A 23,717-nucleotide genomic window follows, 5' to 3' on the forward strand; every position below is an offset into this window, starting at 1 on the left:
CCGCGTGACGCTCGCACGGACTGACGTGCTCCGAACGGGTGGCCTCCGTCACGTGACACCGTCACCCCGCCCGTGAGCGCACGGTCGCCGTGTGTGGCCGGACGCGACCATGCCCGGTCGCTGATAGCCTGGTACCCCGTGGACCGGTGGGCACGAGAACCCCCGAACCGCAGCGACGGCACCCCTGAAAACCGGGACGGCGCCGCTTCGCACCTCTCCACCTCGCGACCACGGGAGTTCCCTCTTGGCCATGCCGCCCAAATCCACGACGACCAAGCACCTCTTCGTCACCGGGGGCGTCGCCTCCTCGCTGGGCAAGGGGCTCACCGCCTCCAGCCTGGGTGCTCTCCTCAAGGCGCGCGGTCTGCGGGTCACGATGCAGAAGCTCGACCCGTATCTGAACGTCGACCCCGGAACGATGAACCCGTTCCAGCACGGTGAGGTCTTCGTCACCAACGACGGCGCCGAGACCGACCTGGACATCGGCCACTACGAGCGCTTCCTGGACGTCGACCTCGACGGCTCCGCGAACGTCACCACCGGCCAGGTCTACAACACCGTGATCGCCAAGGAGCGGCGCGGTGAGTACCTCGGCGACACCGTGCAGGTCATCCCGCACATCACCAACGAGATCAAGCACCGCATCCGGCGGATGGCGACCGAGGACGTCGACGTCGTCATCACCGAGGTCGGCGGCACCGTCGGCGACATCGAGTCGCTGCCGTTCCTGGAGACCGTCCGCCAGGTCCGCCACGAGGTCGGCCGGGACAACGTCTTCGTCGTGCACATCTCGCTGCTCCCCTACATCGGCCCGTCCGGTGAGCTGAAGACCAAGCCGACCCAGCACTCGGTCGCGGCGCTGCGCAACATCGGTATCCAGCCCGACGCGATCGTGCTGCGCGCCGACCGCGAGGTGCCGACCGCCATCAAGCGCAAGATCTCGCTGATGTGCGACGTCGACGAGGCCGCGGTGGTCGCCGCGATCGACGCCCCGTCGATCTACGACATCCCCAAGGTGCTGCACACCGAGGGCCTGGACGCCTATGTCGTACGGAAGCTGGACCTCCCGTTCCGCGACGTGAACTGGACCCAGTGGGAGGACCTGCTCGACCGCGTCCACAACCCCGACCACGAGGTCAAGGTCGCGCTGGTCGGCAAGTACATCGACCTGCCCGACGCCTACCTCTCGGTCACCGAGGCGCTGCGGGCCGGCGGCTTCGCGAACAAGACCCGGGTGAAGCTGAAGTGGGTCACCTCCGACGACTGCAAGACCCCGGCCGGCGCCGCCGAGCAGCTCGGGGACTGTGACGCGGTCTGCATCCCCGGCGGCTTCGGCGACCGGGGCGTGGACGGCAAGGTCGGCGCGATCACCTACGCCCGGGAGAACAAGCTCCCGCTGCTCGGCCTGTGCCTGGGCCTGCAGTGCGTGGTCATCGAGGCGGCCCGCAACCTGGCCGGCATCGAGGGCGCGAACTCCACCGAGTTCGACCCGGCCGCGGCCGACCCGGTCATCTCCACGATGGCCGAGCAGATGGACATCGTCGCAGGTGAGGGCGATATGGGCGGCACGATGCGGCTGGGTATGTACCCCGCCAAGCTCGCCGAGGGCTCGATCGTCCGCGAGGTCTACGACGACCAGCCCTACGTCGAGGAGCGCCACCGCCACCGCTACGAGGTCAACAACGCCTACCGCGGTGAGCTGGAGAAGAAGGCCGGGCTGCTGTTCTCCGGCACCTCCCCGGACAACAAGCTCGTCGAGTACGTCGAGTACCCGCGCGAGATCCACCCCTACCTGGTCGCCACCCAGGCACACCCGGAGCTGCGCTCCCGCCCGACCCGTCCGCACCCGCTCTTCGCCGGTCTGGTGAAGGCCGCGGTCGCGCGCAAGACGGGTTCCGCGAAGTAGCGCACACCGCGGCGGATACGGTTGCCGGGGTACGGCCTCTCGCAGGTCGTGCCCCGGTTTCTGCGTTGGCACAGGCACATACAGGAGGACGCGCCATGGCGATCAAGGACACCCCCGAGGAGTGGACGGTCACCGCGACCACGACGCCGTTCACCGGGAACAAGACCAGCGTCCGCACCGACCAGGTCGTCATGCCCGACGGGTCCAGCGTCTCGCGTGACTACCAGGTCCACCCCGGCTCGGTGGCCGTCGTCGCGCTCGACGACGAGGGCCGGGTGCTGGTGCTGCGCCAGTACCGCCACCCCGTACGCCAGAAGCTGTGGGAGATCCCCGCCGGGCTGCTCGACATCCCCGGCGAGAACCCGCTGCACGCGGCACAGCGCGAGCTGTACGAGGAAGCGCACGTCAAGGCCGGGGACTGGCGGGTGCTGACCGACGTCTACACCACGCCCGGCGGCTGCGACGAGGCCGTGCGGATCTTCCTCGCCCGCGATCTGTCCGAGGCGGAGGGCGAGCGCTTCGAGGTCTCCGAGGAGGAGGCCGATATGGAGCTGGCGCGGGTGCCGCAGGACGAGCTGATCCGTGGCGCGCTCGCCGGTGAGCTGCACAACAACTGCCTCGTCGTGGGAGTGCTGGCGCTCGCCGCGGCCCAGGGCGGCGCGGGCCTGGACGCGCTGCGCCCGGCCGACGCGCCCTGGCCGGCCCGCCCCTTCGAGGTCTGAGCCGGGCCCCTTCCCGCCGTACCACGGGCCCGTCGGATGATCCGCCGATCCGATCGGGTGACTCAACCGCCCCGCGCTGCACGAGACGTGACGGGCCGTGAACTACGCTCGGCAGCGTCCGCCCCAGCGGTGGATTCGTACGCGCAGGTGGACGGGAGCGTGAGCCGGTGACGGACCAGGCGGTGGGCGGGGGGCACCTCCCGCCGGAGGCGGCGGAAGCGGCTGCCACGACAGCGCCCGGACCGCGGGCCGCGGCGCCCCGCCAGGCCGGTGCCGCCGCCCGCCCCACCGTCCCCGCGACCGCCGCCGCCCCGTCCACCGGCGGATTCGCCGGGCGGCGCCGCGAACTCAAGGAGCTGCACGCCGATATCGCCCGCGCCGGCCTGGACACCCTCTCCGGCCGCAAGGGCGCCCGCAGCCGGGTGCTGCTGATCGCCGGGCGCCCCGGTTCCGGACGGACGGCCCTGGCCGAGGAGCTGCTGCGGGAGCTGGCCGACGGACATCCCGACGGGGTTCTCCGGGCCACCCTGACCGGCCCGGACGGTGAACCGGCCGACACCGGCCGCACCGCACGTGAGCTGCTGGCCGCGCTCGGCACAGGCGCCCCGCCGGGCGCCCCCGAGGACGAGCTGACCGGACGGCTGCGCGAGGCGCTCGCCGGGCGCCGGGCCCTGCTCTTCCTGGACGACGCCCCCGGCGCCGACCAGGTCGAACCGCTGCTTCCCGACGCCCCGGACTGTCTGGTCGTGGTCGTCTCGCAGGGGCCGCTGACCGGCATTCCGGACGTCCGGCCGTGCGCCCTGGGCGGTCTGGACAGCGCGGCCGGGGTCGCCGTCCTCAGCCGGTATGCCGGACCGACCCGGATCACGGTGGATCCGCGGACCGCCGACCGTGTCGTCGAGGAGTGCGGCGGCCAGCCCGCCGCCCTGGTCCTGGCCGGGGCCTGGCTCGCCGCCCGCCCGATGTCCTCGGTCGCCGATCTGTGCCAGGCGCTGCGGGCCGTACCGCTGCCGCCGGACCTGCCCACCGGGGCCCGGCCGCTGTTCCGCGCCTTCCGCCTCGCCCATGACGCGCTGCCGGCGCCCGCCGCCCGGATGCTGCGGCTGATCACCCTGGCCCCGGGCGGTCTGGTGGACGCGCATATCGCCTCCGCGCTGGCCGGCTGCTCGGTGGCCGTGGCCGCCACGACGCTGAGCGAATGCGCCGCGCTCGGACTGCTGCGGCCCGCCGCCGACGAGGGCGAGGAGGCCCCCGGCGTCCCCGCGCCCGACGCCGCCCTGTATCCCCCGTACCGCCTTCCCGGCTGCCTCTGCCCGCTGGTGCGCGCACTGCTCACGGAGCATGAGCGCCCGGCCGAGATCGAGCTGGCCCGCGCCCGGATGCTGGAGCGGACCGTACGGCTGCTGCAGTCCTGCCGGGCGATGGCGGAGCCGGCCGATTCCCCCGCCCGCCGGAAGACCGCGGGGCTGCCGCGCGCGCTGCGCTTCGGCTCCCGGGACGCCGCCGCGCACTGGCTGCGCATCCGCCGCGGCGCCCTGCTCGACGCCGCAAGGATCGCCGTCGTGGACGGTGAACTCGACACCCTGGACCGGCGGTTGATGGCCGTGCTGACCCGTACGCTGCTGGCCCACCAGGGCGCCGAGGCCGCCGCACCGGACCTCTACGCGCTGCACGGGCTCGTCCTGCGGGTCGCCGAGCGGCGCGGGCTGCCGCGGGAGCGGGCCGCCGCCCTGCTGAACCTCGGCGACCTGGACGGCCAGGCGGGACGGACCACACAGGCGCTCACCCGCTACCGCGGTGCGCTGGAGGCGGCACGCTCGGTGAAGGACCCCCTGGCCACCGGCCGGGCACTGGAGTCGCTGGGCGGCACCTATACCGAGCTGGGCGACTGGCAGCGGGCCGCCGACTGGTACGGCCGGGCCCTGGAGCTGCGGCTCGCCCGCGGTGAGGGCGGGGACGCGGCGCGGCTGCACGGCCGGATCGGCGGCGCGCTCGCGCAGGCGGGCCGGTGGGACGAGGCGCTCAAGGCGTGGCGGGCGGCCGTCGGGGCCTATCGCCGCCTCGGTGAGATGGCCGGCCAGGCGCGGGCGACCGGTGAGGTGGCCCGGGTGCAGGAGTACGCGGGGCGGCCCGAGGAGGCGCTGCGGACCTGTCTGGAAGCCCTGGACATCGCCCGTAAAGCGGGTGGCGGACGGCTGGAGGCGGCCCTGCAGCTGCGGATTGCGGACACCCTCGAACGGCTCGGAGATCCGGCCGCGGCACGGCTCCATCGGGCCGCCGGAGAGCGACTCTTTGGAGATCACCCCGAGTGACCTACGAAATCGGTGGTGCTTCTCGCACAAATTAATGCTTTGCAAGGCTAGACAAGAAGGGCTCCTTCAATAGACTGGCTGGACCGCGTTCGGCGCGGTCAGTTCCGTCATGCGACGCATGAGGGGATAATTCCTTCTGCACCCTCTCTTCCAAGGACCGTGATCGACGTGAAGGTCGGCATCCCCCGCGAGGTCAAGAACAACGAGTTCCGCGTGGCCATCACGCCCGCCGGAGTCCATGAACTCGTCCGCCACGGCCACCAGGTCTTCATCGAGAAGGACGCCGGTCTCGGTTCGTCCATCACGAATGAGGAGTACGTCTCCGCCGGTGCGTCCATCCTGGACACCGCCGACGAGGTCTGGGGCACCGCTGACCTGCTGCTGAAGGTCAAGGAGCCGATTGCGGAGGAGTACCACCGCCTCCGCAAGGACCAGACGCTCTTCACCTACCTGCACCTGGCCGCCTCCAAGGAGTGCACGGACGCGCTGCTGGAGTCCGGCACCACCGCCATCGCCTACGAGACCGTCGAGACGGCCGGCCGCCAGCTGCCGCTGCTCGCCCCGATGTCCGAGGTCGCGGGCCGTATCGCCCCGCAGGTCGGCGCCTACCACCTGATGCGCCAGGCCGGCGGCCGCGGTGTGCTGCCCGGTGGCGTCCCCGGTGTGCACGCGGGCAAGGCCGTCATCATCGGCGGTGGCGTCTCCGGCTGGAACGCCCTGCAGATCGCGGTGGGCCTCGGCTTCCACGTCACCCTGCTGGACAAGGACATCAACAAGCTCCGCGAGGCCGACAAGATCTTCGGCACCAAGGTGCAGACGATCGTCTCCAACGCCTACGAGCTGGAGAAGGCCGTCGTCGAGGCCGACCTCGTCGTCGGTGCGGTCCTCATCCCCGGCGCTAAGGCCCCGAAGCTGGTCACCAACGAGCTCGTCGCCAAGATGAAGCCCGGAAGTGTTCTTGTCGACATCGCGATCGACCAGGGCGGCTGCTTCGAGGACTCCCGTGCCACCACGCACGCCGAGCCGACCTTCCCGGTCCACAACTCGGTCTTCTACTGCGTCGCCAACATGCCCGGCGCGGTGCCGAACACCTCCACCCACGCGCTCACCAACGCCACGCTGCCCTACATCGTGGAGCTGGCGAACCGCGGCTGGGTCGAGGCGCTGCGCCGTGACCCGGCGCTGGCCAAGGGCCTGAACACGCACGACGGCAAGGTCGTCTACGGCCCGGTCGCCGAGGCGCACGGCCTGGAGCACGTCGAACTGCGCACCCTCCTCGGCTGAGACGTCAACCACGGACGTCAACGCCGCACCTCCGGCCGGGCCCTGTCGACAGGGCCCGGCCGGTCGCGTGTGCGACCGGCGGTGCGCCGCGCTCCGGACCACCGGCACTCAACTCGCCGCGAACGTAACCCTTTAACCGATTCGCGCACCCCTGAAACATCGGTCCGATACCGCTTGCGCCCTTGACATCGGGGGGTCCGGTTACCGACACATCGTGCCGGGTCCGGTGGATTGTGTTGCTGCGGACGCCCGACACGCCATAGAGTCGCCAACCGTCGGCATGGTGCCACGCTGACCTATCGATAAAGTTTCCTGGTCACGTCCAAGGAGGTAAGACGACTTGTGAATGAGTCGACATTTACTCCCGGAGATGGACAACCAGGAGTGGTTGCACGGGACCAGGGTCCCTCGGGGCGCGAGGCTGTCGGCTCCGTTGCGGTCCATACCTTCGCAGCCCATCAGAGCATTTCCACGACAGCCCACCAGAGCATGGACGGCCATCACGTGAACGCCATGGCCGGCGACCGGGGCAGTGGAGAACCCGCCCGTCTCGCCGACTACGACGACCTGCCCGAGGGGCACTTCTACGATCCGGACGCGGAGTACGAGCCGGACCCCGAATACGCCGCGACGCTCGCGCCGGACGCCGCGCGCCAGCGCCGCGAACGCGTCGGCCCGACCGGACGCCCGCTCCCTTATTTCCCCATCCCGGGACCGCTGTCCGACCACGGCCCCGCCAAAATCATCGCGATGTGCAACCAGAAGGGCGGGGTCGGCAAGACCACCTCGACCATCAACCTGGGTGCCGCGCTCGCCGAATACGGACGACGGGTGCTGCTCGTCGACTTCGACCCGCAGGGTGCCCTCTCGGTCGGACTCGGCGTCAACCCGATGGAGCTCGATCTGACGGTCTACAACCTGCTCATGGAGCGGGGCATGTCGGCCGACGAGGTGCTGCTCAAGACCGCGGTCCCCAACATGGACCTGCTGCCCAGCAATATCGATTTGTCAGCGGCAGAGGTGCAGTTGGTCAGCGAGGTCGCGCGCGAGTCGACGCTCCAGCGTGCGCTGAAGCCGCTGCTGGCCGACTACGACTACATCGTCATCGACTGCCAGCCCTCCCTCGGCCTGCTCACCGTCAACGCCCTGACGGCGGCTCACAAGGTGATCGTGCCGCTGGAGTGCGAGTTCTTCGCGCTGCGCGGTGTCGCGCTGCTCACCGAGACGATCGAGAAGGTCCAGGAGCGGCTCAACCCCGAGCTGGAGCTGGACGGCATCCTGGCGACGATGTACGACTCCCGCACCGTGCACAGCCGTGAGGTCCTGGCGCGGGTCGTCGAGGCCTTCGACGACCACGTCTACCACACCGTCATCGGCCGTACGGTCCGCTTCCCGGAGACCACCGTCGCGGGTGAGCCGATCACCACGTACGCCTCCAACTCCGTCGGCGCCGCCGCTTATCGTCAGCTCGCCAGGGAGGTGCTCGCCCGGTGTCACGCCGAGTGAGTCTGCCGGGAGCCGACGAACTGTTCCGTACCACCGGGGGAGGGGGGCTGCAGCCCTCCAGCCCCCGCCGCCCGGCGAACGGCTCCCCGGCCAACGGCGAGGCGCCCCGGGTGCCCGCACCGGCCGGCGAGCCCGATCCGGCGGCGGACGGGCCGGAGGCGGCCACCGCGGTACGGCAGCGTCGGCCCGGGGCCGGCGGCTCGGACACCCCGGCGGCGACGGCCGGTGACGGCGGACCGGCCACCCCACCACGGGTGCCCGCCGTCGGCCCCCCGGCCGAGCACAGCGGCCGGGAGACGGACGGCGAGACCGCCAAGGGGCACCGCACCCAGGCGGGCAAGGGCGGCCAGGCCGCTGCCGAGCCGGCTGCCGCGGCCGGACAGACCGGCGGGCAGGGCCGCCGCCGCGGTGGCTCCCGCGGCGCCAACCGCCGCCCCAGCGGCCGGGAACGGCACGACGAGAAGATCACCGTCTATGTCTCCGCCGAGGAGCTCATGGACCTCGAACATGCGCGGCTGGTGCTGCGCGGCGAACACGGCCTCGCCGTCGACCGCGGCCGGATCGTCCGCGAGGCGGTCGCCGTGGTCCTCGCCGACCTGGAGTCGCGTGGCGACGCCAGCATCCTGGTGCGGCGGCTGCGGGGCCGCTGACGCCCGTCTCCCGCGGCCCGTGCCCGGGGCGCGGCCGGTCCGGCACGGCCGGGGCCGCCGCCGTGGTCGCCCGCCCGTGGCGGCCGAGAATTACCGCGCGGCCGCCGCGGTGCGGAAACGTCACGCCGGGTGGGGCGGGATAGCCTGCCTTTTCGGCGGGGTGTCCCGCCCGTGATCAGCCCGTCGCCCCCGGCACGGGACCGCAGCACCCTGGACCGCGATGTCGACGACCAACGATGAACACCCCGCGCGCCGTAGCCGTAGACGCCTTGGGCGGGGGGTGGGTGAGGCGTCGGCCGACGGGACGCCGGTCATGGAGACGCCGGCTATCGGGACGTTGGCCGTCGAGACGCCGGACGAGGCCGCGGTCACGGAGGTGCTGGACGAGCCCGTGGCGCCAGACGTGCCGGAGGCTTCCGGGCCGGCGGAGGAAGCCGCTGCGGGGGAGGGCCCCGTGGCCGCCCCCGCCGAGGTCGGCACCGAGGAGGCAGAGAAGGGCGAGAAGGACGGGAACGGCGACGGCCGCTTCACCCTCCGGCTCGACAACTTCGAGGGGCCCTTCGATCTTCTCCTCCAGCTGATCTCCAAGCACAAGCTGGACGTCACCGAGGTCGCGCTGTCGCAGGTGACGGACGAGTTCATGGCGCACATCCGCGCCATGGGGCCGGACTGGGACCTGGACCAGACCACGGAATTCCTGGTCGTGGCGGCGACGCTGCTGGATCTGAAGGCGGCCCGGCTGCTGCCCGTGGCCGAGGTGGAGGACGAGGCGGACCTCGCGCTCCTGGAAGCCCGCGATCTGCTCTTCGCCCGGTTGCTGCAGTACCGCGCCTACAAACGGATCGCGGACATCTTCAGCGGCCGGCTGGCGGACGAGGCCCGCTGCCACCCCCGTACGGTCGGCCTGGAGCCGCAGCTGGCCGAGCTGCTGCCCGAGGTCGTCATCAGCACCGGCGCGGAGGGCTTCGCCAAGCTGGCGGTCAAGGCGATGCAGCCCAAGGCCCGGCCGCAGGTCTATGTCGACCACATCCACGCCCCGCTGGTGAGCGTGCGGGAGCAGGCCGAGGTGGTGATGGCGCGGCTGCGGGAGGCGGGCGAGTGCGGCTTCCAGGAGCTGTGCGCGGACGCACCGGACACCCTCACCGTCGTGGCGCGCTTCCTGGCCCTGCTGGAGCTCTACCGGGAGCGGGTGGTCGTCCTGGACCAGGACGAGGCCCTGGGGGCGCTCACCGTCCGCTGGACGGGCACGGAGGGGGCCGAGCCGGTGGTCACCGACGAGTTCGACCAGGAACCGGGCCAGCGCGCCGCCACGGCGGCACAGGCAGAGCGAGCAGGAGAGGAGCGGGCATGAGCGGCGAGGCCGGTGCGGAGACGTACGAGATCACGGAGGCCGGTGCGGACGGCACTCCCGACGAGCGGTCCGGGGTGCCGGCCGGGACGTCGGTCGTCGCCGAGCTGGCGCTGAAGCCCGCGCTGGAGGCGGTCCTCATGGTCGTCGACGAGCCCGCGACCGAGGAACACCTGGCCAGGGTGTTGCAGCGGCCCCGCCGCGCGGTCGCGCTCGCGCTGCGCGAGCTGTCCGACGACTACACCCGCCAGGGCCGCGGTTTCGACCTCCGCCTGGTGGCCGGCGGCTGGCGTTTCTACTCCCGTGCCGCGTACGCGGACGCCGTGGAGAGCTTCGTCCTGGACGGGCAGCAGGCCCGGCTGACCCAGGCCGCATTGGAGACTCTGGCCGTGGTCGCGTACCGTCAGCCGGTCAGCCGTTCCCGTGTCTCGGCCGTACGCGGCGTGAACTGTGACGGTGTGATGCGCACACTCCTCCAGCGCGGCCTGGTGGAGGAGGCGGGGACGGAACCTGAAACAGGTGCGATCCTGTACAGGACGACGAATTACTTTCTGGAGCGGATGGGCCTGCGCGGCCTGGACGAGCTCCCTGAGCTCGCACCGTTCCTCCCGGAGGCGGACGCGGTCGAGGGCGATTCCCCGGAAGGTATCCCGTCGTTCGACGTAGACGACAGCGGCGACTCTCAGACGGATCATTGATGCGAAGCAGCGGCAGGAACAACGACAGCGGGCGGGGCAACTACCGCGGCGCGGGTGGGGGCACCTCCCAGCCGAAGGCTGGGGGAAAGAAGGACGACAAGCAGCAGCGGGCCGGCCGTCCCCGTCCGGAAGAGCGCCGCTACGACGTGGGCGGAACCGGCGGCCCCGGCGGCAAGGACGAGCGCGGCGCCAAGAGCGGCGCTCCCAAGAGTGGCGGCAGCCGGGGCGCGGCGGCCCGTGGCGGCGCCAAGGGCGGTCCGCGTACCGGCGCTGCGTCCAAGGGGTCCCGTCCGGGTGCCAAGGGCGGCCCGCAGCGCGGCCGCGGACAGGCGCCCGCGCGGCCACGTGAATACGACGCCCAGGTAGAGGAGCGCAACCGCGCCCGCCACAACAAGCCTCAGATCAAGACCCCCAAGACGTTCGGCGACCAGGAGGGCGAGCGCCTGCAGAAGGTGCTGGCCAGGGCCGGTATGGGCTCCCGCCGGGCCTGCGAGGAGCTGATCGACCAGGCGCGCGTCGAGGTCAACGGCCAGATCGTCATGGAGCAGGGCGTCCGGGTCGACCCGGAGAAGGACGAGATCAAGGTCGACGGCCTGACGGTCGCCACCCAGTCGTACCTCTTCTTCGCGCTCAACAAGCCGGCCGGTGTCGTCTCCACGATGGAGGACCCGGACGGCCGCCAGTGCCTGGGCGACTACGTCACCAACCGTGAGACGCGGCTGTTCCACGTCGGCCGGCTGGACACCGAGACCGAGGGCATCATCCTGCTCACCAACCACGGTGAGCTGGCCCACCGCCTGACGCATCCGCGCTACGGCGTCAAGAAGACCTACCTGGCCGCGATCCAGGGCCCCCTCCCGCGCGACCTGGGCAAGCAGCTCAAGGACGGCATCCAGCTGGAGGACGGCTACGCCCGCGCCGACCACTTCCGCGTCGTCGAGAACACCGGCAAGAACTACCTCGTCGAGGTCACGCTCCACGAAGGCCGCAAGCACATCGTGCGCCGCATGCTCGCCGAGGCGGGCTTCCCGGTCGACAAGCTCGTCCGCACCAGCTTCGGCCCGATCGCCCTGGGCGACCAGAAGTCGGGCTGGCTGCGCCGGATGACCAACACCGAGGTCGGCATGCTGATGCGCGAGGTCGAGCTCTAGTTGCGGTACCAGGGGGGGAGGCCCCCTGGTACCGCAGGGACCTCCGGCGGACCGCACGGCAGGTAAAGACCTTGCGGCGGCGTCGCACCACCCCTTAATGTCATTGTGACATTAAGGGGTGGTTTTTTTGATGGTGTCCACGGGGTCCGCCGCTACCGGCTCGCTGATCGGGCTCGCTCTCGGTGACGCGCTCGGCTTTCCCACAGAGTTCCACGATGTGCCGTCGATCCTGGCCAAGTGCGGCCCGTGGCGGCAGATGGCACTGCCCGATCCCGCCTTCGTCACCGACGACACCCAGATGACGCTTGCGCTGGGCCGCGGGCTGCGCACCGCCATGGGACGCGGCGACCTCACCCCGGCCGGCCTCGTGGGTCCCGTGCGCGAGGAGTACGTGGCCTGGTGGCGCTCGCCCGACAACAACCGGGCACCGGGCGGGACGTGTCTGCGGGCCTGTGAGCTGCTCAGTGACCGGGACCTGCCCTGGGCCCGGGCCGCCCAGATGGGGTCGAAGGGCTGCGGCGCCAATATGCGGGTCGCGCCGATCGGGCTGGCACCGGGGCTGAGCCCCCGGCAGCGCTCCGGCGCCGCGCAGCTGCAGTCCGCGCTGACCCATGGGCACCCCACCGCGCTGGCCGCCAGTGACCTGACCGCCTACGCCGTACGCGCCCTCGCCGACGGCACGCCGCCCGCCGAGCTGCCCGCCCGGCTCCGGGTGTACGCCGAGAACCACCGCACCGTCTACCGGGAGGACTGGCTCGGCGACCTGTGGCGGCGGAGCCAGGACCGGTCCGCGGCGGCCTTCATCGCGCGCGGCTGGGACGAATGCCTCGGTGTCCTGGACCGGCTGGACGCGGCGCTCCGTGCCCCGGACCCGGAGGGCGATCCCTGCCTGGCCACCGGCGACGGCTGGATCGCCGAACAGGCGCTGGCCACCGGCCTGCTGTGCTTCCTGCTCTTCCCCGACGAACCGCTCACCGCACTCCGCCGGGCCGCCTGCACCTCCGGTGACTCCGACTCGATCGCCTGTCTCACCGGCGCCTTCGCGGGTGCCTACCTGGGCGCCGGCGCCTGGCCCGGGGAGTGGGCCTCCCGTATCGAGTACCGCGAGGAGCTGCTGGCACTGGGGGAGGTCTGGGATGCCTGAGAACCCGATAGCGACCGGAGCGGCCACCGAAGCGGGCCCCGGACCGGCTCCCGGAGCGGCCGCCGAGCGGGCGGCCGTCCTCCGCGCGGCCGGGCTGCCCGCCGTCGACCTGGGCGCCGTGGTGGCCGAGCAGGACGATCCGCTGGTCTTCGCGACGGTCTCCGGCGCGCATCTGTACGGCTTCCCGTCCCGGGACTCCGATGTCGACCTGCGCGGCGCGCACCTCCTGCCGGCCGCCGCCCTCCTCGGCCTGCACGAGCCCGAGGAGTCGCGGACCCGGATGTGGGAGCAGGACCGCACCGAGCTGGACCTGGTCTCGCACGACCTGCGCAAGTTCGCCCGGCTTCTGCTGCGCCGCAACGGCTACGTCCTGGAGCAGCTGCTCTCGCCCCTGGTCGTGCACACCACTCCCGTGCACGACGAACTGCTCGCGCTGGTGCCGGACCTGCTCACCGCCCACCACTACCGGGGCTTCGCCGGGACCCAGTGGCGGCTGTTCGAGAAGACCGGCGAGCTGAAGCCGCTGCTGTACACGCTGCGCGTGCTGCTCACCGGCATCCACCTCATGGACAGCGGCCGCGTACAGCCCCATCTGCCCACCCTGGTGGCCGAGTTGGCCGCGCCCGCCTACATACCGGAGCTGATCGCGGCCAAGGAGGAGGCCGAACACGGCGCGGCAGGTGAGGTGGTGGACGCGGAGCGGCTGCGCGCGGATGTCGACGCACTGCACGCCCGGCTCGACGCCGCGCAGGACGCGACGACCCTGCCGGACGCCCCCGGTGCCCACGAGGCGCTGCACGACCTCATCGTCCGGGCCAGGACTGATCGTCCGGGCCGGAGCTGACCGTCAGGGCCGGATCTGACCGTCAGGGCCGGAACTGACCGTCCGGCCAGGACGCATCGTCCGGGACCGGGCCCGCCGGGCCTCAGCCGAGCGCGGAGGCCCGCCGGGCCCGGAACAGGAAGTCGGCCACCCGGCCCCGGTCCGGCTCGGCCGGCAGCGGTGAGCCGGACACCGCGGCCTCCGCCTCCTCGGCCAGCCGCGCCATCCGGCGCTCCACGGTCTCCCAGGCCACCTCACCGCGCCGGACCGCCAGCAGCTCTTCCCGGTCCTGCCCGACGTCCAGCGTGAGCCTGCCGGTACGGAGCAGATCGCGGGAGCAGGTCAGGGTGCGCAGCAGATGCATGGCGTGCTTCCAGCGGGGCGCGCCGTGCTGCCGGACGTCGGCGCGCAGCTGCTTGAGCTGGCTTTTGGCGTAGCCCGCGAACGTGCGGTGGACCTGGCGGGAGAGGAACGCCTCGCGCAGGGTGAGCAGCTCCCGGCCGGTGGCGTCGATGCGCTCCACCAGGGGGGAGTGCAGACACTCCAGGATGGTGGGGTTGGCGCGCAGTGCCAGCTGGCAGAAGCGTTCCAGTTCCCAGGAGAACTCTTCCTCGCGCGGGCCCTCCACATGGGTCGGCGGCTTCTCGAAACCCCAGAAGAGCGGGGTGGGTGCGAGAAATACCCCGCGGCGGTCGGTGTCACTGGTCTCCGTGGCCAGACCGAAGGCGCGCGAGCCCATCACACAGGCGTAGACGGTGTGCTCGGCGACCAGGGAGTGATCTGCGGCGGCTGCGGACATGGCGGCGATTGTCGCTGGCGGGAGGGGGCGGTGTCACCAGGTTTCGGCGGACCGTTCGGCGGGCGGGAGGCGGTACGGCCACCGTCGGTGTACGGGCGGTCGCGGGGCGCGGTACGGGCGGTCGCGGGGCGCGCAGGACAGCGTTCCGCGCCGGCCGGCCCTCCCCGCCGCCGTACGGATTGTCGGTGCGGCTGGTTACGCTGATCAGTGCGCGCGCAGGTGCGTGACGCGGCACATGACGCAGGGGAGCAGCGACGTGGCGGTACGAGCGGTCCGCGGGGCCGTCCAGCTGGAGCGGGACGACGCGGAGCACATGCAGGAGCAGGTCGGCGCGCTGCTCACCGCCGTTCTCGAACGCAATGAGCTGCGCGCGGACGACCTGATCAGCGTGTGGTTCACCGCCACCCCCGATCTGCACAGCGACTTCCCGGCCGCCGCCGCGCGTGCCCTGGGCATCACGGACGTCCCGCTGATCTGCGCCCAGGAGCTGGACATCACCGGCGCCATGGAGCGTGTGGTGCGGGTGCTCGCGCATGTCGAGACGGATCTGTCCAAGGCCGGGATCTCCCATGTCTACCTCGGCGCGGCCGGGGCGCTGCGGAAGGACATCGCGCAGTGAGGACCGCACTCGTCATCGGAACGGGCCTGATCGGCACCTCGGCGGCGCTCGCGCTCCACGCGCGCGGCGTGCAGGTGTTCCTGGAGGACCATGACCAGGCCCAGGCCCTGACCGCCGCCGCGCTGGGCGCGGGCAGCGCCGAGGCCCCGCCGGGGCCGGTCGATCTGGCCATCGTGGCCGTGCCTCCGGCCCATGTCGCGACGGCGCTGGCGGACGCGATGCGGCGCGGCGTGGCCCGTGCCTACATCGACGTCGCCAGCGTCAAGGGCGGACCGCGCCGTGAGCTGGAGGCGATGGGCCGCGATCTGTCCGGCTACCTCGGTACGCATCCGATGGCGGGCAAGGAGCGCTCCGGGCCGCTGGCCGCCACCGCCGACCTCTTCGAGGGCCGCCCCTGGGTGCTCACGCCGACCCGCGACGGCAACACCGAGGTGCTCAATCTCGCGCTGGAGCTGGTCGCGCTGTGCCGGGCCGTCCCGGTGGTGATGGACGCGGACGCGCACGACCGGGCGGTCGCCCTCGTCTCGCACACCCCGCAGCTGCTCTCCAGCCTTGTCGCCGCCCGCCTCAAGGGCGCCGACGAGACCGCCGTACGCCTCTGTGGCCAGGGCATCCGGGATGTGACGCGGATCGCGGCCTCCGACCCCGCGATGTGGATCGACATCCTGTCCGCCAATCCGGGCCCGGTCGCCGATGTGCTGTCCGAGATCGCGGCCGATCTCGACGAGACGGTGCGTTCGCTGCGCGCCCTGGAGTCGGCCGACGACGACAAGCGCGGCGGTGGCGCCCATGGCATCGCGGATGTGCTCCGCCGCGGTAATGCCGGGCGGGAGCGGGTGCCGGGCAAGCACGGCGCCGCCCCGGCCACATACGAGATCGTCGCCGTCTACATCGGCGACCAGCCCGGTGAGCTGGCCCGGATCTTCGCCGACGCCGGCCGGGCCGGGGTCAATATCGAGGATGTCCGCATCGAGCACGCCACGGGTCAGCAGGCGGGCTTCATCCAGCTCATGATCGAGCCGCAGGCGGTGCCGGCGCTGACCGCGGAGCTGCGGGAGCGGGGCTGGTCGATCCGGCAGTGAGACCGTGGACGGCACCGTGCGGGTGAGCCAGTAACCTTGTCCGAGGCCCTTATGGCCCTTGGACCCCCGCCCCGTGTACAAGAAAGGTGTTCGTCACCGTGGAAACCGCCGCTCGGACCGCCCCGGCAGCAGTGATTGTCGCCATCGACGGCCCCGCAGGCACGGGCAAGTCCAGCACGTCCAAGGCTGTCGCCGCCAAGCTGGGCCTCGGCTACCTCGACACCGGAGCCCAGTACCGCGCGATCACCTGGTGGATGCTGTCCAACGGGATCGACGTCAATGACGCGACCGCGGTGGCCGACGCCGCCGCCAAGCCCGTGATCGTCTCCGGCACCGACCCGGCCGCCCCGACCATCACGGTCGACGGCCTGGACGCCGCGGGCCCGATCCGCACCCAGGAGGTCACCGCCGCGGTCAGCGCGGTCAGCGCCGTCCCCGAGGTGCGAACCCTGATCACCGACCTGCAGCGCAGCATCGCCGCCGAGGCCCCCCACGGCATCGTCGTCGAGGGCCGGGACATCGGCATCACGGTCCTGCCCGACGCCGACCTCAAGGTGTTCCTCACCGCCTCCCCCGAGGCGCGGGCGGCCCGCCGCAGCGGCGAGCTCAAGGGCAAGGAGGCCGGTGACCTGGCCGCCACCCGCGAGGCGCTGATCAAGCGGGACGCCGCCGACTCCGGCCGGAAGACCTCCCCGCTGGCCAAGGCGGACGACGCCGTCGAGGTGGACACCACCGAGCTGACGCTGGACCAGGTCATCGAGTGCGTGGTCACCCTCATCGAGGGCGCCGGCGCCGAAAAGGCGGGGCGGGCCGCCCGGTGACCGACAGCGGCAGGGCGCCGAGCGCGGCGGGTGCCGCGGTCGGCCGCCGGATCGGCATCGGCCTGATGTACGGGCTGTGGCGGCCGCGGGTGCTGGGCGCCTGGCGGGTGCCGTCGGCCGGCCCGGTGATCCTCGCCGTCAACCACTCGCACGGCATCGACGGCCCGATGCTGATGGGCACCGCGCCGCGGCCGGTGCACTTCCTGATCAAGAAGGAAGCCTTCGTCGGCCCGCTGGACCCGTTCCTGCGGGGCATCGGGCAGCTGAAGGTGGACCGCGACACCGCCGACCGCAAGGCGATCACCGACGCGCTCGGGGTGCTGGCGGACGGCGGAGTGCTGGGGATCTTCCCCGAAGGCACCCGCGGCGAGGGCGACTTCGCCTCGCTGCGGGCCGGCCTGGCGTACTTCGCGGTGCGCTCCGGCGCCCCGGTGGTGCCGGTGGCGGTGCTCGGCGGCAAGGACCGGCACAGCCGGCTGTCGTCGGCCGTGCCGCCGCTGCGGTCCCGCGTGGACGTCGTCTTCGGCGACGGGTTCCAGGCAGGAGACGGCAGCGGGCGGCGTACCCGTAAGGCGCTCGACGAGGCGACCGTACGTATCCAGGAGCGGCTGACCGCCCACCTGGCGGAGGCCAGGCGCCTGACCGGGCGCTGAACCAGACTTGAGTAGTGGGCCGCGGACGAGCGGCCCACCGATCACGATGATGAACGAGGAACGGACTTCATGAACGACCAGATCCCTACCGGCGACGAGCACGGTGCGCTTGGCGACGCCGAGTACGCGGAGTTCATGGAGCTCGCCGCGGAGGAGGGCTTCGATCTCGACGAGGTCGAAGGTGACATCGCCGCGGCCGGCCACGGTCCGCTGCCCGTCCTCGCCGTCATCGGCCGTCCCAATGTCGGCAAGTCGACCCTGGTGAACCGCATCATCGGCCGCCGGGAAGCGGTCGTCGAGGACAAGCCGGGCGTCACCCGCGATCGCGTCACGTACGAGGCCGACTGGAACGGCCGCCGCTTCAAGGTCGTCGACACCGGCGGCTGGGAGCAGGACGTCCTCGGCATCGACGCCTCCGTCGCGATGCAGGCCGAGTTCGCCATCGAGGCCGCGGACGCGGTCGTCTTCGTCGTCGACGCCAAGGTCGGCGCGACCGACACCGACGAGGCCGTGGTCAAGCTGCTGCGCCGGGCCGGCAAGCCCGTCGTCCTGGTCGCCAACAAGGTCGATGGCCCGTCGGGTGAGGCCGACGCCGCCATGCTGTGGTCGCTGGGCCTCGGCGAGCCGCACCCGGTCTCCGCGCTGCACGGCCGGGGCACCGGCGACATGCTCGACGCCGCGCTGGACGCGCTGCCCGAGGCCCCCGCGCAGACCTTCGGCGCCGCCCTCGGCGGCCCCCGCCGCATCGCGCTGATCGGCCGCCCGAACGTCGGCAAGTCCTCGCTGCTGAACAAGGTCGCCGGCGAGGAGCGGGTGGTCGTCAACGAGATCGCCGGCACCACCCGTGACCCGGTCGACGAGATGATCGAACTGGGCGGCAAGACCTGGAAGTTCGTGGACACCGCCGGTATCCGCCGCCGGGTGCACCTCCAGGAAGGCGCCGACTACTACGCCTCGCTGCGCACCGCGGCGGCCGTCGAGAAGGCCGAGGTCGCCGTCGTCCTGATCGACGCGTCCGAGTCCATCAGCGTCCAGGACCAGCGCATCATCACGATGGCGGTGGAGGCCGGCCGCGCCCTGGTCATCGCCTACAACAAGTGGGACACCCTCGACGAGGAGCGCCGCTTCTACCTGGAGCGGGAGATCGAGCGGGACCTCGTGCAGATCCCCTGGGCGATGCGGGTGAACGTCTCCGCGCGCACCGGCCGCCACATGGAGAAGCTGGTCCCGGCGATCGAGACCGCGCTGGCCGGCTGGGAGACCCGTATCCCCACCGGGCGGCTGAACGCCTTCCTCGGTGAGATCGTCGCCTCCCACCCGCACCCGATCCGCGGCGGCAAGCAGCCCCGCATCCTCTTCGGCACCCAGGCCGGCACCAAGCCGCCGCGCTTCGTGCTGTTCGCCTCCGGCTTCCTGGAGGCGGGTTACCGCCGCTTCGTCGAGCGGCGGCTGCGGGAGGAGTTCGGCTTCGACGGGACGCCGATCCACATCTCCGTACGGGTGCGGGAGAAGCGCAGCAAGAAGAAGTAGCGGCGGCTTCCCGGCCGTACGGACCGATCCCTGTCCGTCTCAGTGTCCGTGCGGCCGGGCGTCCCGCCGTGCCGGGGGCAGCGCCGCCGGGACATGCCCCCGGGGGTGGTAGGGCTGCCGGCTCACGACCTCCCAGTGGCCCGCCGAGCCCGGGGTACGGCTCCAGCTCCCGCGCAGCGACTCCGGGAGCTCCGGCTCGTCCGTACGGTCCCCGGGCAGGGCCCGGAAGCTGCGGCGCCACTCGGCGTACAGCGCGTCATAGATCGGCGTGGCCGACCCCTGGTCCGTGAGGGGCGTCGTCCCGTGGTCGTGCGACGGGCGCATGCCGGGGATCGGGTGAGGGTACGGGGCGCGGGCGGAGGGGTCGTATGCGTGCACGTACGTGCCAACGACCCCGATGGCTGCGGGATGCGGCTTTCCGGTGGAAATGGCTGATCGCGGGGGCATGACCGTCCGGATTGACGGTTCTGCCCCCGCGATCGGGTCCGCCGGGCTGTCAGGTGCCGGCCAGCGGAATCTCCGCGGCGACCAGGGCGCCCTTCGCCGCGGCGTCCTCCAGCGCCTGCCGCATCAGGTCCTCGCGGGGCTGGTGGCCGATGGTGCCGGCGGGCGCGGCGTACAGCACCACGGACCGGGCCTTGTTGGCCGCGGCGCGCCAGCCGTCGGAGACGGCCAGCGGCTGGTGGGCCTGCCACCAGGCGGACTGCTGGCCGGAGTTGCCGGGCTGCAGGACGGCGTGCAGCTTGCCCATGGCCAGCAGCGCGGACCAGCCCGGGTTCGGGCCGGGGAGCTGGTTCATGTCCGTCACCGGGTGGAAGCCCTGCTCCAGGAGCAGCGGGAGGAAGTCGTCGTCCGGGCCGGTCGAGCCGGGACGGGCGATCGGGCCGTCGGGCTCGACCACCAGGGCCGGACGCAGATCGGCCTCGACGAGCACCAGACCGCAGGTGATCCCGAGGGTCGCCTGGCGGGGAGCGGTGGGGGCCGGGATGGCCGGGGAGGGCTCCGATCCGGGGGTGCGGGGGGCGTCGTCCTCTCCGGTGATGGAGCGCACGGCTCCCTGGAGCTGCTCCTCCGAGACCGGGACGACCTGCGAGGGGATACAGGTGGCATGGGCGAACGCGAGCACCGCGGTCTCCTCGCCCACGAACAGGACGGTGCTGGTGCGCTCCTGGTCGCTGTCTCCGGGGGTCCGGCAGGAGGTGCAGTCGTAGCTGCCGGGGGCGTCGCCACCGGCCAGCAGGCGGTCGGCTTCTTCGTCGCCGATCTCGGCGCGAACGTCGTCGCTGACGTCGAGCATGCGCGGCACGGGTGGCTCCTCGATCTCTGTGCGTCTGCCGGGTGGTCTCCCGGCTCGTACAAGGACAACGGGTGACCTGCGGCAGGGGTCACGCGGCGACGGGAACAGAATCGAACCAATCGCCGCACAGCGGAAAATCACGGAAAGCCGGCCCGGAAGCGGTCACTTAACGCCAACTCTTGCGCAGAACTTGGCGCAGTCGGCGGTGTTCCGTACGCCGGACCGGGTGGGACCGGGATGCCGAGGGCGTGGCACGCTGGCCAGAGCAGGGGGGCTGCTTACCGTCACCGGCTATGTCGGACAACTCTTCGGCGCCACGGCGCCTCGTGGGATCCGTCGGGCTGCTCACCGCGGCGGCCGCTGCCCTGCTCCTCGGCCTGCCCGGGAGCGCCGCCGCCGACGGGCCGGACGGCACCGGCAGGGCCGCGCACACCTGCGCCGGTGACCAGTGGCCATGGGGCTGCCTCGCCGAGTGCGAGAGCAGCGGGGACTGGCACATCAACACCGGTAACTCCTTCTATGGCGGGCTGCAGTTCCACCAGCCCACCTGGGAGGCGTTCGGCGGCCTCGCCTTCGCGCGGCGGGCCGACCTCGCCTCCCGTGACGAGCAGATCGAGGTCGCGAAGAAGGTCCAGGCCGCCCAGGGCTGGGGCGCCTGGCCCGAGTGCGCGCAGCGCTACGGGCTGACCCCCAAGAGCCGGACCCATGTCGTACGGCGCGGGGAGACGCTCGGTGAGATCGCGCGCAAGTACCGGGTGAAGGGCGGCTGGCGGGCGCTCTACCAAGCCAACCGGTCGACCATCGGCGGCAACCCGGACCGGCTGTCGGTCGGCATCCGGTTGCGGCTGCCGTAGAAGCCGAGACGTACGACGGGGTCCTTACCTGGCGCGCGCAGGAGGCGGAGGGGTTTCGCGGCGCAAGGGTTCCCGAAAGCGGCTACCGATGAACTAACTCTTTTGGAACAAGTTGGCGCCGGGCCCAACCCGTAACCCCGTCTCGCGGTCCTTCCCTAGAGCAGGGGGCCGCCTCGCACCATCAGGAGGGGAGTGCGAAGTGGCCCCGGGGGAGACCAGCAGACCAGGGGACACGGGGACGGATGCACATCTCATTCCTGATTCACAATGCCTACGGGATCGGGGGGACGATCCGGACCACGTTCAATCTGGCCCGTACGCTCGCCGAACGGCATGACGTCGAGATCGTGTCCGTCCTGCGCCACCGCGACGACCCGGTCTTCGACCTCGGTCCCCGTGTGGCGCTGCGGCATCTCGTGGACCTCCGGGAGAGCGGTCCGGGCGAGGACGGCGCGGATCCCGCGCACGCCCGTCCCGCCAAGGTCTTCCCCGCCGCCGAGGGCCGCTATAGCCAGTACAGCGAGCTCACCGACCGCCGGATCGCCGAGCATCTGCGCCGTACGGAGGCGGACGTGCTGGTCGGCACCCGGCCCGGTCTCAATGTGCACATCGCCCGGCAGGCGCGCCGTGGCCCGGTGCGGATAGGCCAGGAACACCTCACCCTGGACACCCACAACCGGGCGCTCAAGCTGGCGCTGCGCGGCGCCTATCCGCGCCTGGACGCGGTCACCACCGTCACCGAGGCCGATGCCGGCGCCTACCGCCGGACGCTGCGGCTGCCCGGTGTGCGCATAGAGGCGGTGCCCAACAGCGTGCCGGAGCCCGGTCTTGCGCCCGCCGACGGCAGCGGCAAGTGGGTCGTCGCGGCGGGCCGGCTCGCCCGCGTCAAGCGCTATGACGTCCTCATACGCGCCTTTGCCCAGGTCGCCGCCGAGCGCCCCGACTGGAAGCTGCGGATCTACGGCGGCGGCGCCGAGAAGGCCGCCCTGCGCGCCCTGATCGACGAACTCGGCCTGTACAACCACGTCTTCCTGATGGGCCCGGCCAACCCCCTGGAGCCCGAGTGGGCCAAGGGCTCGATCGCCGCGGTCTCCTCCAGCCTGGAGTCCTTCGGGATGACCATCGTCGAGGCCATGCGCTGTGGTCTGCCGGTCGTCGCCACCAACTGCCCACACGGGCCGGGCGAGATCATCGACGACGGGGTGGACGGCAAGCTGGTGCCGGTCGGCAATCCGGAGGCCATGGCCGGATCGCTGCTGAGCCTGATCAACGACGACGCCGCCCGCAAGCGGATGGGCGTCGCCGCGCTCGCCTCGTCGGCGCGCTTCGACCCCGTCACGGTCGCCGGGCGCTATGAGGCGCTCTTCGGGGAGCTGCTCGCCCGCAGGCGCGGCAGCCGATGGCACAGCAGCCTGCATCGCGCCCGCGGAGCCCTGCTCAGCGGTGCCTACGCCACCAAGGACGCGGCCAACGCCGCACTGAGAGGGGTGCGGACGGTATGACGGCGCCGAGCCAGTTGACCTCGAACGAACACGAGACAAAGGAGTCTTCCGCCATCGATCAGGATCCCACGGTTCCGGGGAGACCGGGACCCGACGGCCCCGAGCGGCCGGCCGAACGGGGCGGCGAAGCGGCGCCGGTGGAGCTGCGGGCCGACTGCATCGCGGACTCCGCGGGCGGCCTCACCTTCGATCTGAACGCCCCTCACGACGCCCACACCACCTGGAACGCGGCGCTGGTGCTGCGGCTGCGCGGCGGCGACGGCGCGGACGACGAGGTACGGCTGCCGCTCGGCCCGAACGGCGCCGGGCGGCTGCGCGCCGTCCTGCCCAGCACCGTCGCGCTCGCCGAGGGCCGCTGGAACGCCTACGCCGACCTCGGCGACGGCCGGGACCCGCGGCGCCTGCTGCCCGGCGTCAACGATCTGCGGTCGCTGGTGGACCGCCGGCCGCTGGCGGGCATCGGCCGGCTCGGGGTGCGCATCCCGTACGCGACGAAGTTCGGCAACCTCGCGCTGCGCAGCTGGCTGCGTGGCCCGCACGCCGAGGCCGGTGACATCCTTGTCGCGCCCGACGGCATGACGGTCTCCGGCCGGCTCTACGGTGCCGTCCCGGCCGCCGGGGCCCGTGCGGAGGCCCGTCCGCGCCGCACGGCGTCCCCCGACGGGGCTTCGGCCACCGTCACCGTCCCGCTGACCGTCGAGGGTGCGGACTTCACCTTCACGCTGCCCTATGCGGAGCTGGCCGGCCGGTGGGAGCAGGGCAAGGAGCCCTGGGACCTGTGGCTGCGCCTCGCCGAGGGCGCCCGGCCGGTGCGGATCGCCCGTCTCCTGGACGATGTCGCCGACAAGAAGCAGGTGTTCAGCTACCCGGCGCTGCCGGTGCCGGCCGCCGCGGGAGAGCTCAGGATCGGCCCGTATTACACGCTCGACAACGACCTGGCTCTACGGGTCGCCGGGCCGGACGGGAGCTGACGGAGCGCCGGCCGCGGTCCCGGTCCTGGTCCTGGTCCCGCATTG

At 72.2% G+C, this 23,717-nt stretch carries 22 protein-coding genes; 19 read left to right on the forward strand and 3 right to left on the reverse strand.

Annotated features, from left to right (window positions below; all coding sequences use genetic code 11):
- The first annotated feature begins 250 nt into the window (after window positions 1–250).
- The 11 genes from STRTU_RS28140 (at window position 251) to STRTU_RS28190 (ending at window position 13,565) form a co-directional block, all read left to right on the forward strand.
- Complete coding sequence (locus STRTU_RS28140; RefSeq protein WP_159747419.1) at window positions 251–1,906, forward strand: CTP synthase; 1,656 nt, start codon at window positions 251–253, stop codon at window positions 1,904–1,906.
- A gap of 95 nt (window positions 1,907–2,001) precedes the next feature.
- Entirely contained in the window at window positions 2,002–2,628 is a 627-nt protein-coding gene (locus tag STRTU_RS28145; protein WP_159747420.1) for an NUDIX domain-containing protein, read from the forward strand.
- Window positions 2,629–2,795: 167 nt separating this feature from the next.
- A complete protein-coding gene (locus STRTU_RS28150) occupies window positions 2,796–4,940 on the forward strand; it encodes a tetratricopeptide repeat protein (RefSeq protein ID WP_159747421.1) in 2,145 nt (714 codons plus the stop codon).
- A 168-nt stretch (window positions 4,941–5,108) separates the two neighbouring features.
- Window positions 5,109–6,224, forward strand: coding sequence for an alanine dehydrogenase (gene ald, locus STRTU_RS28155; RefSeq protein WP_159749638.1), 1,116 nt, complete (start codon window positions 5,109–5,111; stop codon window positions 6,222–6,224).
- A 489-nt stretch (window positions 6,225–6,713) separates the two neighbouring features.
- Window positions 6,714–7,730 carry a ParA family protein gene (locus tag STRTU_RS28160; protein ID WP_018087947.1) on the forward strand — a complete coding sequence of 339 codons (1,017 nt, stop codon included), beginning with the start codon at window positions 6,714–6,716 and terminating at the stop codon, window positions 7,728–7,730.
- Window positions 7,715–8,380, forward strand: a complete 666-nt coding sequence (locus STRTU_RS28165; protein ID WP_246241484.1) for a hypothetical protein — start codon at window positions 7,715–7,717, stop codon at window positions 8,378–8,380. The genes STRTU_RS28160 and STRTU_RS28165 overlap by 16 nt, the downstream gene beginning before the upstream one ends.
- Window positions 8,381–8,600: 220 nt before the next feature.
- The gene (locus tag STRTU_RS28170; protein ID WP_159747423.1) at window positions 8,601–9,731 is read left to right on the forward strand and encodes a segregation and condensation protein A; all 1,131 of its coding nucleotides are present in this window, start codon (window positions 8,601–8,603) and stop codon (window positions 9,729–9,731) included.
- Complete coding sequence (gene scpB, locus STRTU_RS28175) at window positions 9,728–10,426, forward strand: SMC-Scp complex subunit ScpB (protein WP_159747424.1); 699 nt, start codon at window positions 9,728–9,730, stop codon at window positions 10,424–10,426. Before STRTU_RS28170 ends, scpB begins: the two co-directional genes overlap by 4 nt.
- Entirely contained in the window at window positions 10,426–11,577 is a 1,152-nt protein-coding gene (locus tag STRTU_RS28180) for a pseudouridine synthase (protein WP_159747425.1), read from the forward strand. The genes scpB and STRTU_RS28180 overlap by 1 nt, the downstream gene beginning before the upstream one ends.
- A 130-nt stretch (window positions 11,578–11,707) precedes the next feature.
- The gene (locus tag STRTU_RS28185; protein WP_159747426.1) at window positions 11,708–12,721 is read left to right on the forward strand and encodes an ADP-ribosylglycohydrolase family protein; all 1,014 of its coding nucleotides are present in this window, start codon (window positions 11,708–11,710) and stop codon (window positions 12,719–12,721) included.
- Window positions 12,714–13,565 carry a nucleotidyltransferase domain-containing protein gene (locus STRTU_RS28190; RefSeq protein ID WP_159747427.1) on the forward strand — a complete coding sequence of 284 codons (852 nt, stop codon included), beginning with the start codon at window positions 12,714–12,716 and terminating at the stop codon, window positions 13,563–13,565. Before STRTU_RS28185 ends, STRTU_RS28190 begins: the two co-directional genes overlap by 8 nt.
- Window positions 13,566–13,647: 82 nt before the next feature.
- Here STRTU_RS28190 and STRTU_RS28195 read toward each other — a convergent pair whose 3' ends face one another.
- Window positions 13,648–14,343, reverse strand: a complete 696-nt coding sequence (locus STRTU_RS28195; RefSeq protein ID WP_159747428.1) for a nucleotidyltransferase domain-containing protein — start codon at window positions 14,341–14,343, stop codon at window positions 13,648–13,650.
- 256 nt (window positions 14,344–14,599) lie between these two features.
- Here STRTU_RS28195 and aroH point away from each other — a divergent pair, with 256 nt between their 5' ends.
- From aroH to der, 5 genes are all read left to right on the forward strand, one after another.
- Entirely contained in the window at window positions 14,600–14,962 is a 363-nt protein-coding gene (gene aroH, locus STRTU_RS28200) for a chorismate mutase (protein WP_159747429.1), read from the forward strand.
- Window positions 14,959–16,044 (forward strand): prephenate dehydrogenase, encoded by a 1,086-nt coding sequence (locus STRTU_RS28205; RefSeq protein WP_159747430.1) that lies wholly within the window; start codon window positions 14,959–14,961, stop codon window positions 16,042–16,044. The genes aroH and STRTU_RS28205 overlap by 4 nt, the downstream gene beginning before the upstream one ends.
- A gap of 86 nt (window positions 16,045–16,130) precedes the next feature.
- Window positions 16,131–16,865 carry a (d)CMP kinase gene (gene cmk, locus STRTU_RS28210; RefSeq protein ID WP_159747431.1) on the forward strand — a complete coding sequence of 245 codons (735 nt, stop codon included), beginning with the start codon at window positions 16,131–16,133 and terminating at the stop codon, window positions 16,863–16,865.
- A complete protein-coding gene (locus STRTU_RS28215; RefSeq protein WP_159747432.1) occupies window positions 16,862–17,518 on the forward strand; it encodes a lysophospholipid acyltransferase family protein in 657 nt (218 codons plus the stop codon). The genes cmk and STRTU_RS28215 overlap by 4 nt, the downstream gene beginning before the upstream one ends.
- Before the next feature lie 69 nt (window positions 17,519–17,587).
- Window positions 17,588–19,048: a ribosome biogenesis GTPase Der gene (gene der / locus STRTU_RS28220; RefSeq protein ID WP_159747433.1), complete on the forward strand. Its 1,461-nt coding sequence runs from the start codon at window positions 17,588–17,590 to the stop codon at window positions 19,046–19,048.
- A 39-nt stretch (window positions 19,049–19,087) separates the two neighbouring features.
- Here the strand turns inward: der and STRTU_RS28225 are convergent, their stop codons facing one another.
- Both STRTU_RS28225 and STRTU_RS28230 read right to left on the reverse strand, forming a co-directional pair.
- Window positions 19,088–19,372 carry a hypothetical protein gene (locus STRTU_RS28225; RefSeq protein ID WP_159747434.1) on the reverse strand — a complete coding sequence of 95 codons (285 nt, stop codon included), beginning with the start codon at window positions 19,370–19,372 and terminating at the stop codon, window positions 19,088–19,090.
- Between the two features lie 172 nt (window positions 19,373–19,544).
- Window positions 19,545–20,354, reverse strand: a complete 810-nt coding sequence (locus tag STRTU_RS28230) for a hypothetical protein (RefSeq protein ID WP_159747435.1) — start codon at window positions 20,352–20,354, stop codon at window positions 19,545–19,547.
- 284 nt (window positions 20,355–20,638) lie between these two features.
- Here STRTU_RS28230 and STRTU_RS28235 point away from each other — a divergent pair, with 284 nt between their 5' ends.
- From STRTU_RS28235 to STRTU_RS28245, 3 genes are all read left to right on the forward strand, one after another.
- Window positions 20,639–21,199 carry a LysM peptidoglycan-binding domain-containing protein gene (locus tag STRTU_RS28235; RefSeq protein WP_159747436.1) on the forward strand — a complete coding sequence of 187 codons (561 nt, stop codon included), beginning with the start codon at window positions 20,639–20,641 and terminating at the stop codon, window positions 21,197–21,199.
- A gap of 242 nt (window positions 21,200–21,441) precedes the next feature.
- Window positions 21,442–22,701, forward strand: a complete 1,260-nt coding sequence (locus STRTU_RS28240; protein WP_159747437.1) for a glycosyltransferase family 4 protein — start codon at window positions 21,442–21,444, stop codon at window positions 22,699–22,701.
- A complete protein-coding gene (locus STRTU_RS28245; RefSeq protein ID WP_159747438.1) occupies window positions 22,698–23,672 on the forward strand; it encodes a hypothetical protein in 975 nt (324 codons plus the stop codon). Before STRTU_RS28240 ends, STRTU_RS28245 begins: the two co-directional genes overlap by 4 nt.
- Window positions 23,673–23,717 lie beyond the last annotated feature (45 nt).

It is taken from the genome of Streptomyces tubercidicus (assembly GCF_027497495.1).
In the GTDB taxonomy this organism is placed as follows: Bacteria; Actinomycetota; Actinomycetes; order Streptomycetales; family Streptomycetaceae; genus Streptomyces; species Streptomyces tubercidicus.

Coding starts and splice junctions, on each gene's coding strand:
- STRTU_RS28170 (WP_159747423.1), top strand. CDS start 8,601: ATGTCGACGACCAACGATGAACACCCCGCGCGCCGTAGCCGTAGACGC.
- STRTU_RS28185 (WP_159747426.1), top strand. CDS start 11,708: ATGGTGTCCACGGGGTCCGCCGCTACCGGCTCGCTGATCGGGCTCGCT.
- der (WP_159747433.1), top strand. CDS start 17,588: ATGAACGACCAGATCCCTACCGGCGACGAGCACGGTGCGCTTGGCGAC.
- scpB (WP_159747424.1), top strand. CDS start 9,728: ATGAGCGGCGAGGCCGGTGCGGAGACGTACGAGATCACGGAGGCCGGT.
- STRTU_RS28195 (WP_159747428.1), bottom strand. CDS start 14,343: ATGTCCGCAGCCGCCGCAGATCACTCCCTGGTCGCCGAGCACACCGTC.
- STRTU_RS28225 (WP_159747434.1), bottom strand. CDS start 19,372: ATGCGCCCGTCGCACGACCACGGGACGACGCCCCTCACGGACCAGGGG.
- STRTU_RS28190 (WP_159747427.1), top strand. CDS start 12,714: ATGCCTGAGAACCCGATAGCGACCGGAGCGGCCACCGAAGCGGGCCCC.
- STRTU_RS28160 (WP_018087947.1), top strand. CDS start 6,714: ATGGACGGCCATCACGTGAACGCCATGGCCGGCGACCGGGGCAGTGGA.
- STRTU_RS28235 (WP_159747436.1), top strand. CDS start 20,639: ATGTCGGACAACTCTTCGGCGCCACGGCGCCTCGTGGGATCCGTCGGG.
- STRTU_RS28180 (WP_159747425.1), top strand. CDS start 10,426: ATGCGAAGCAGCGGCAGGAACAACGACAGCGGGCGGGGCAACTACCGC.
- STRTU_RS28145 (WP_159747420.1), top strand. CDS start 2,002: ATGGCGATCAAGGACACCCCCGAGGAGTGGACGGTCACCGCGACCACG.
- STRTU_RS28245 (WP_159747438.1), top strand. CDS start 22,698: ATGACGGCGCCGAGCCAGTTGACCTCGAACGAACACGAGACAAAGGAG.
- STRTU_RS28240 (WP_159747437.1), top strand. CDS start 21,442: ATGCACATCTCATTCCTGATTCACAATGCCTACGGGATCGGGGGGACG.
- STRTU_RS28140 (WP_159747419.1), top strand. CDS start 251: ATGCCGCCCAAATCCACGACGACCAAGCACCTCTTCGTCACCGGGGGC.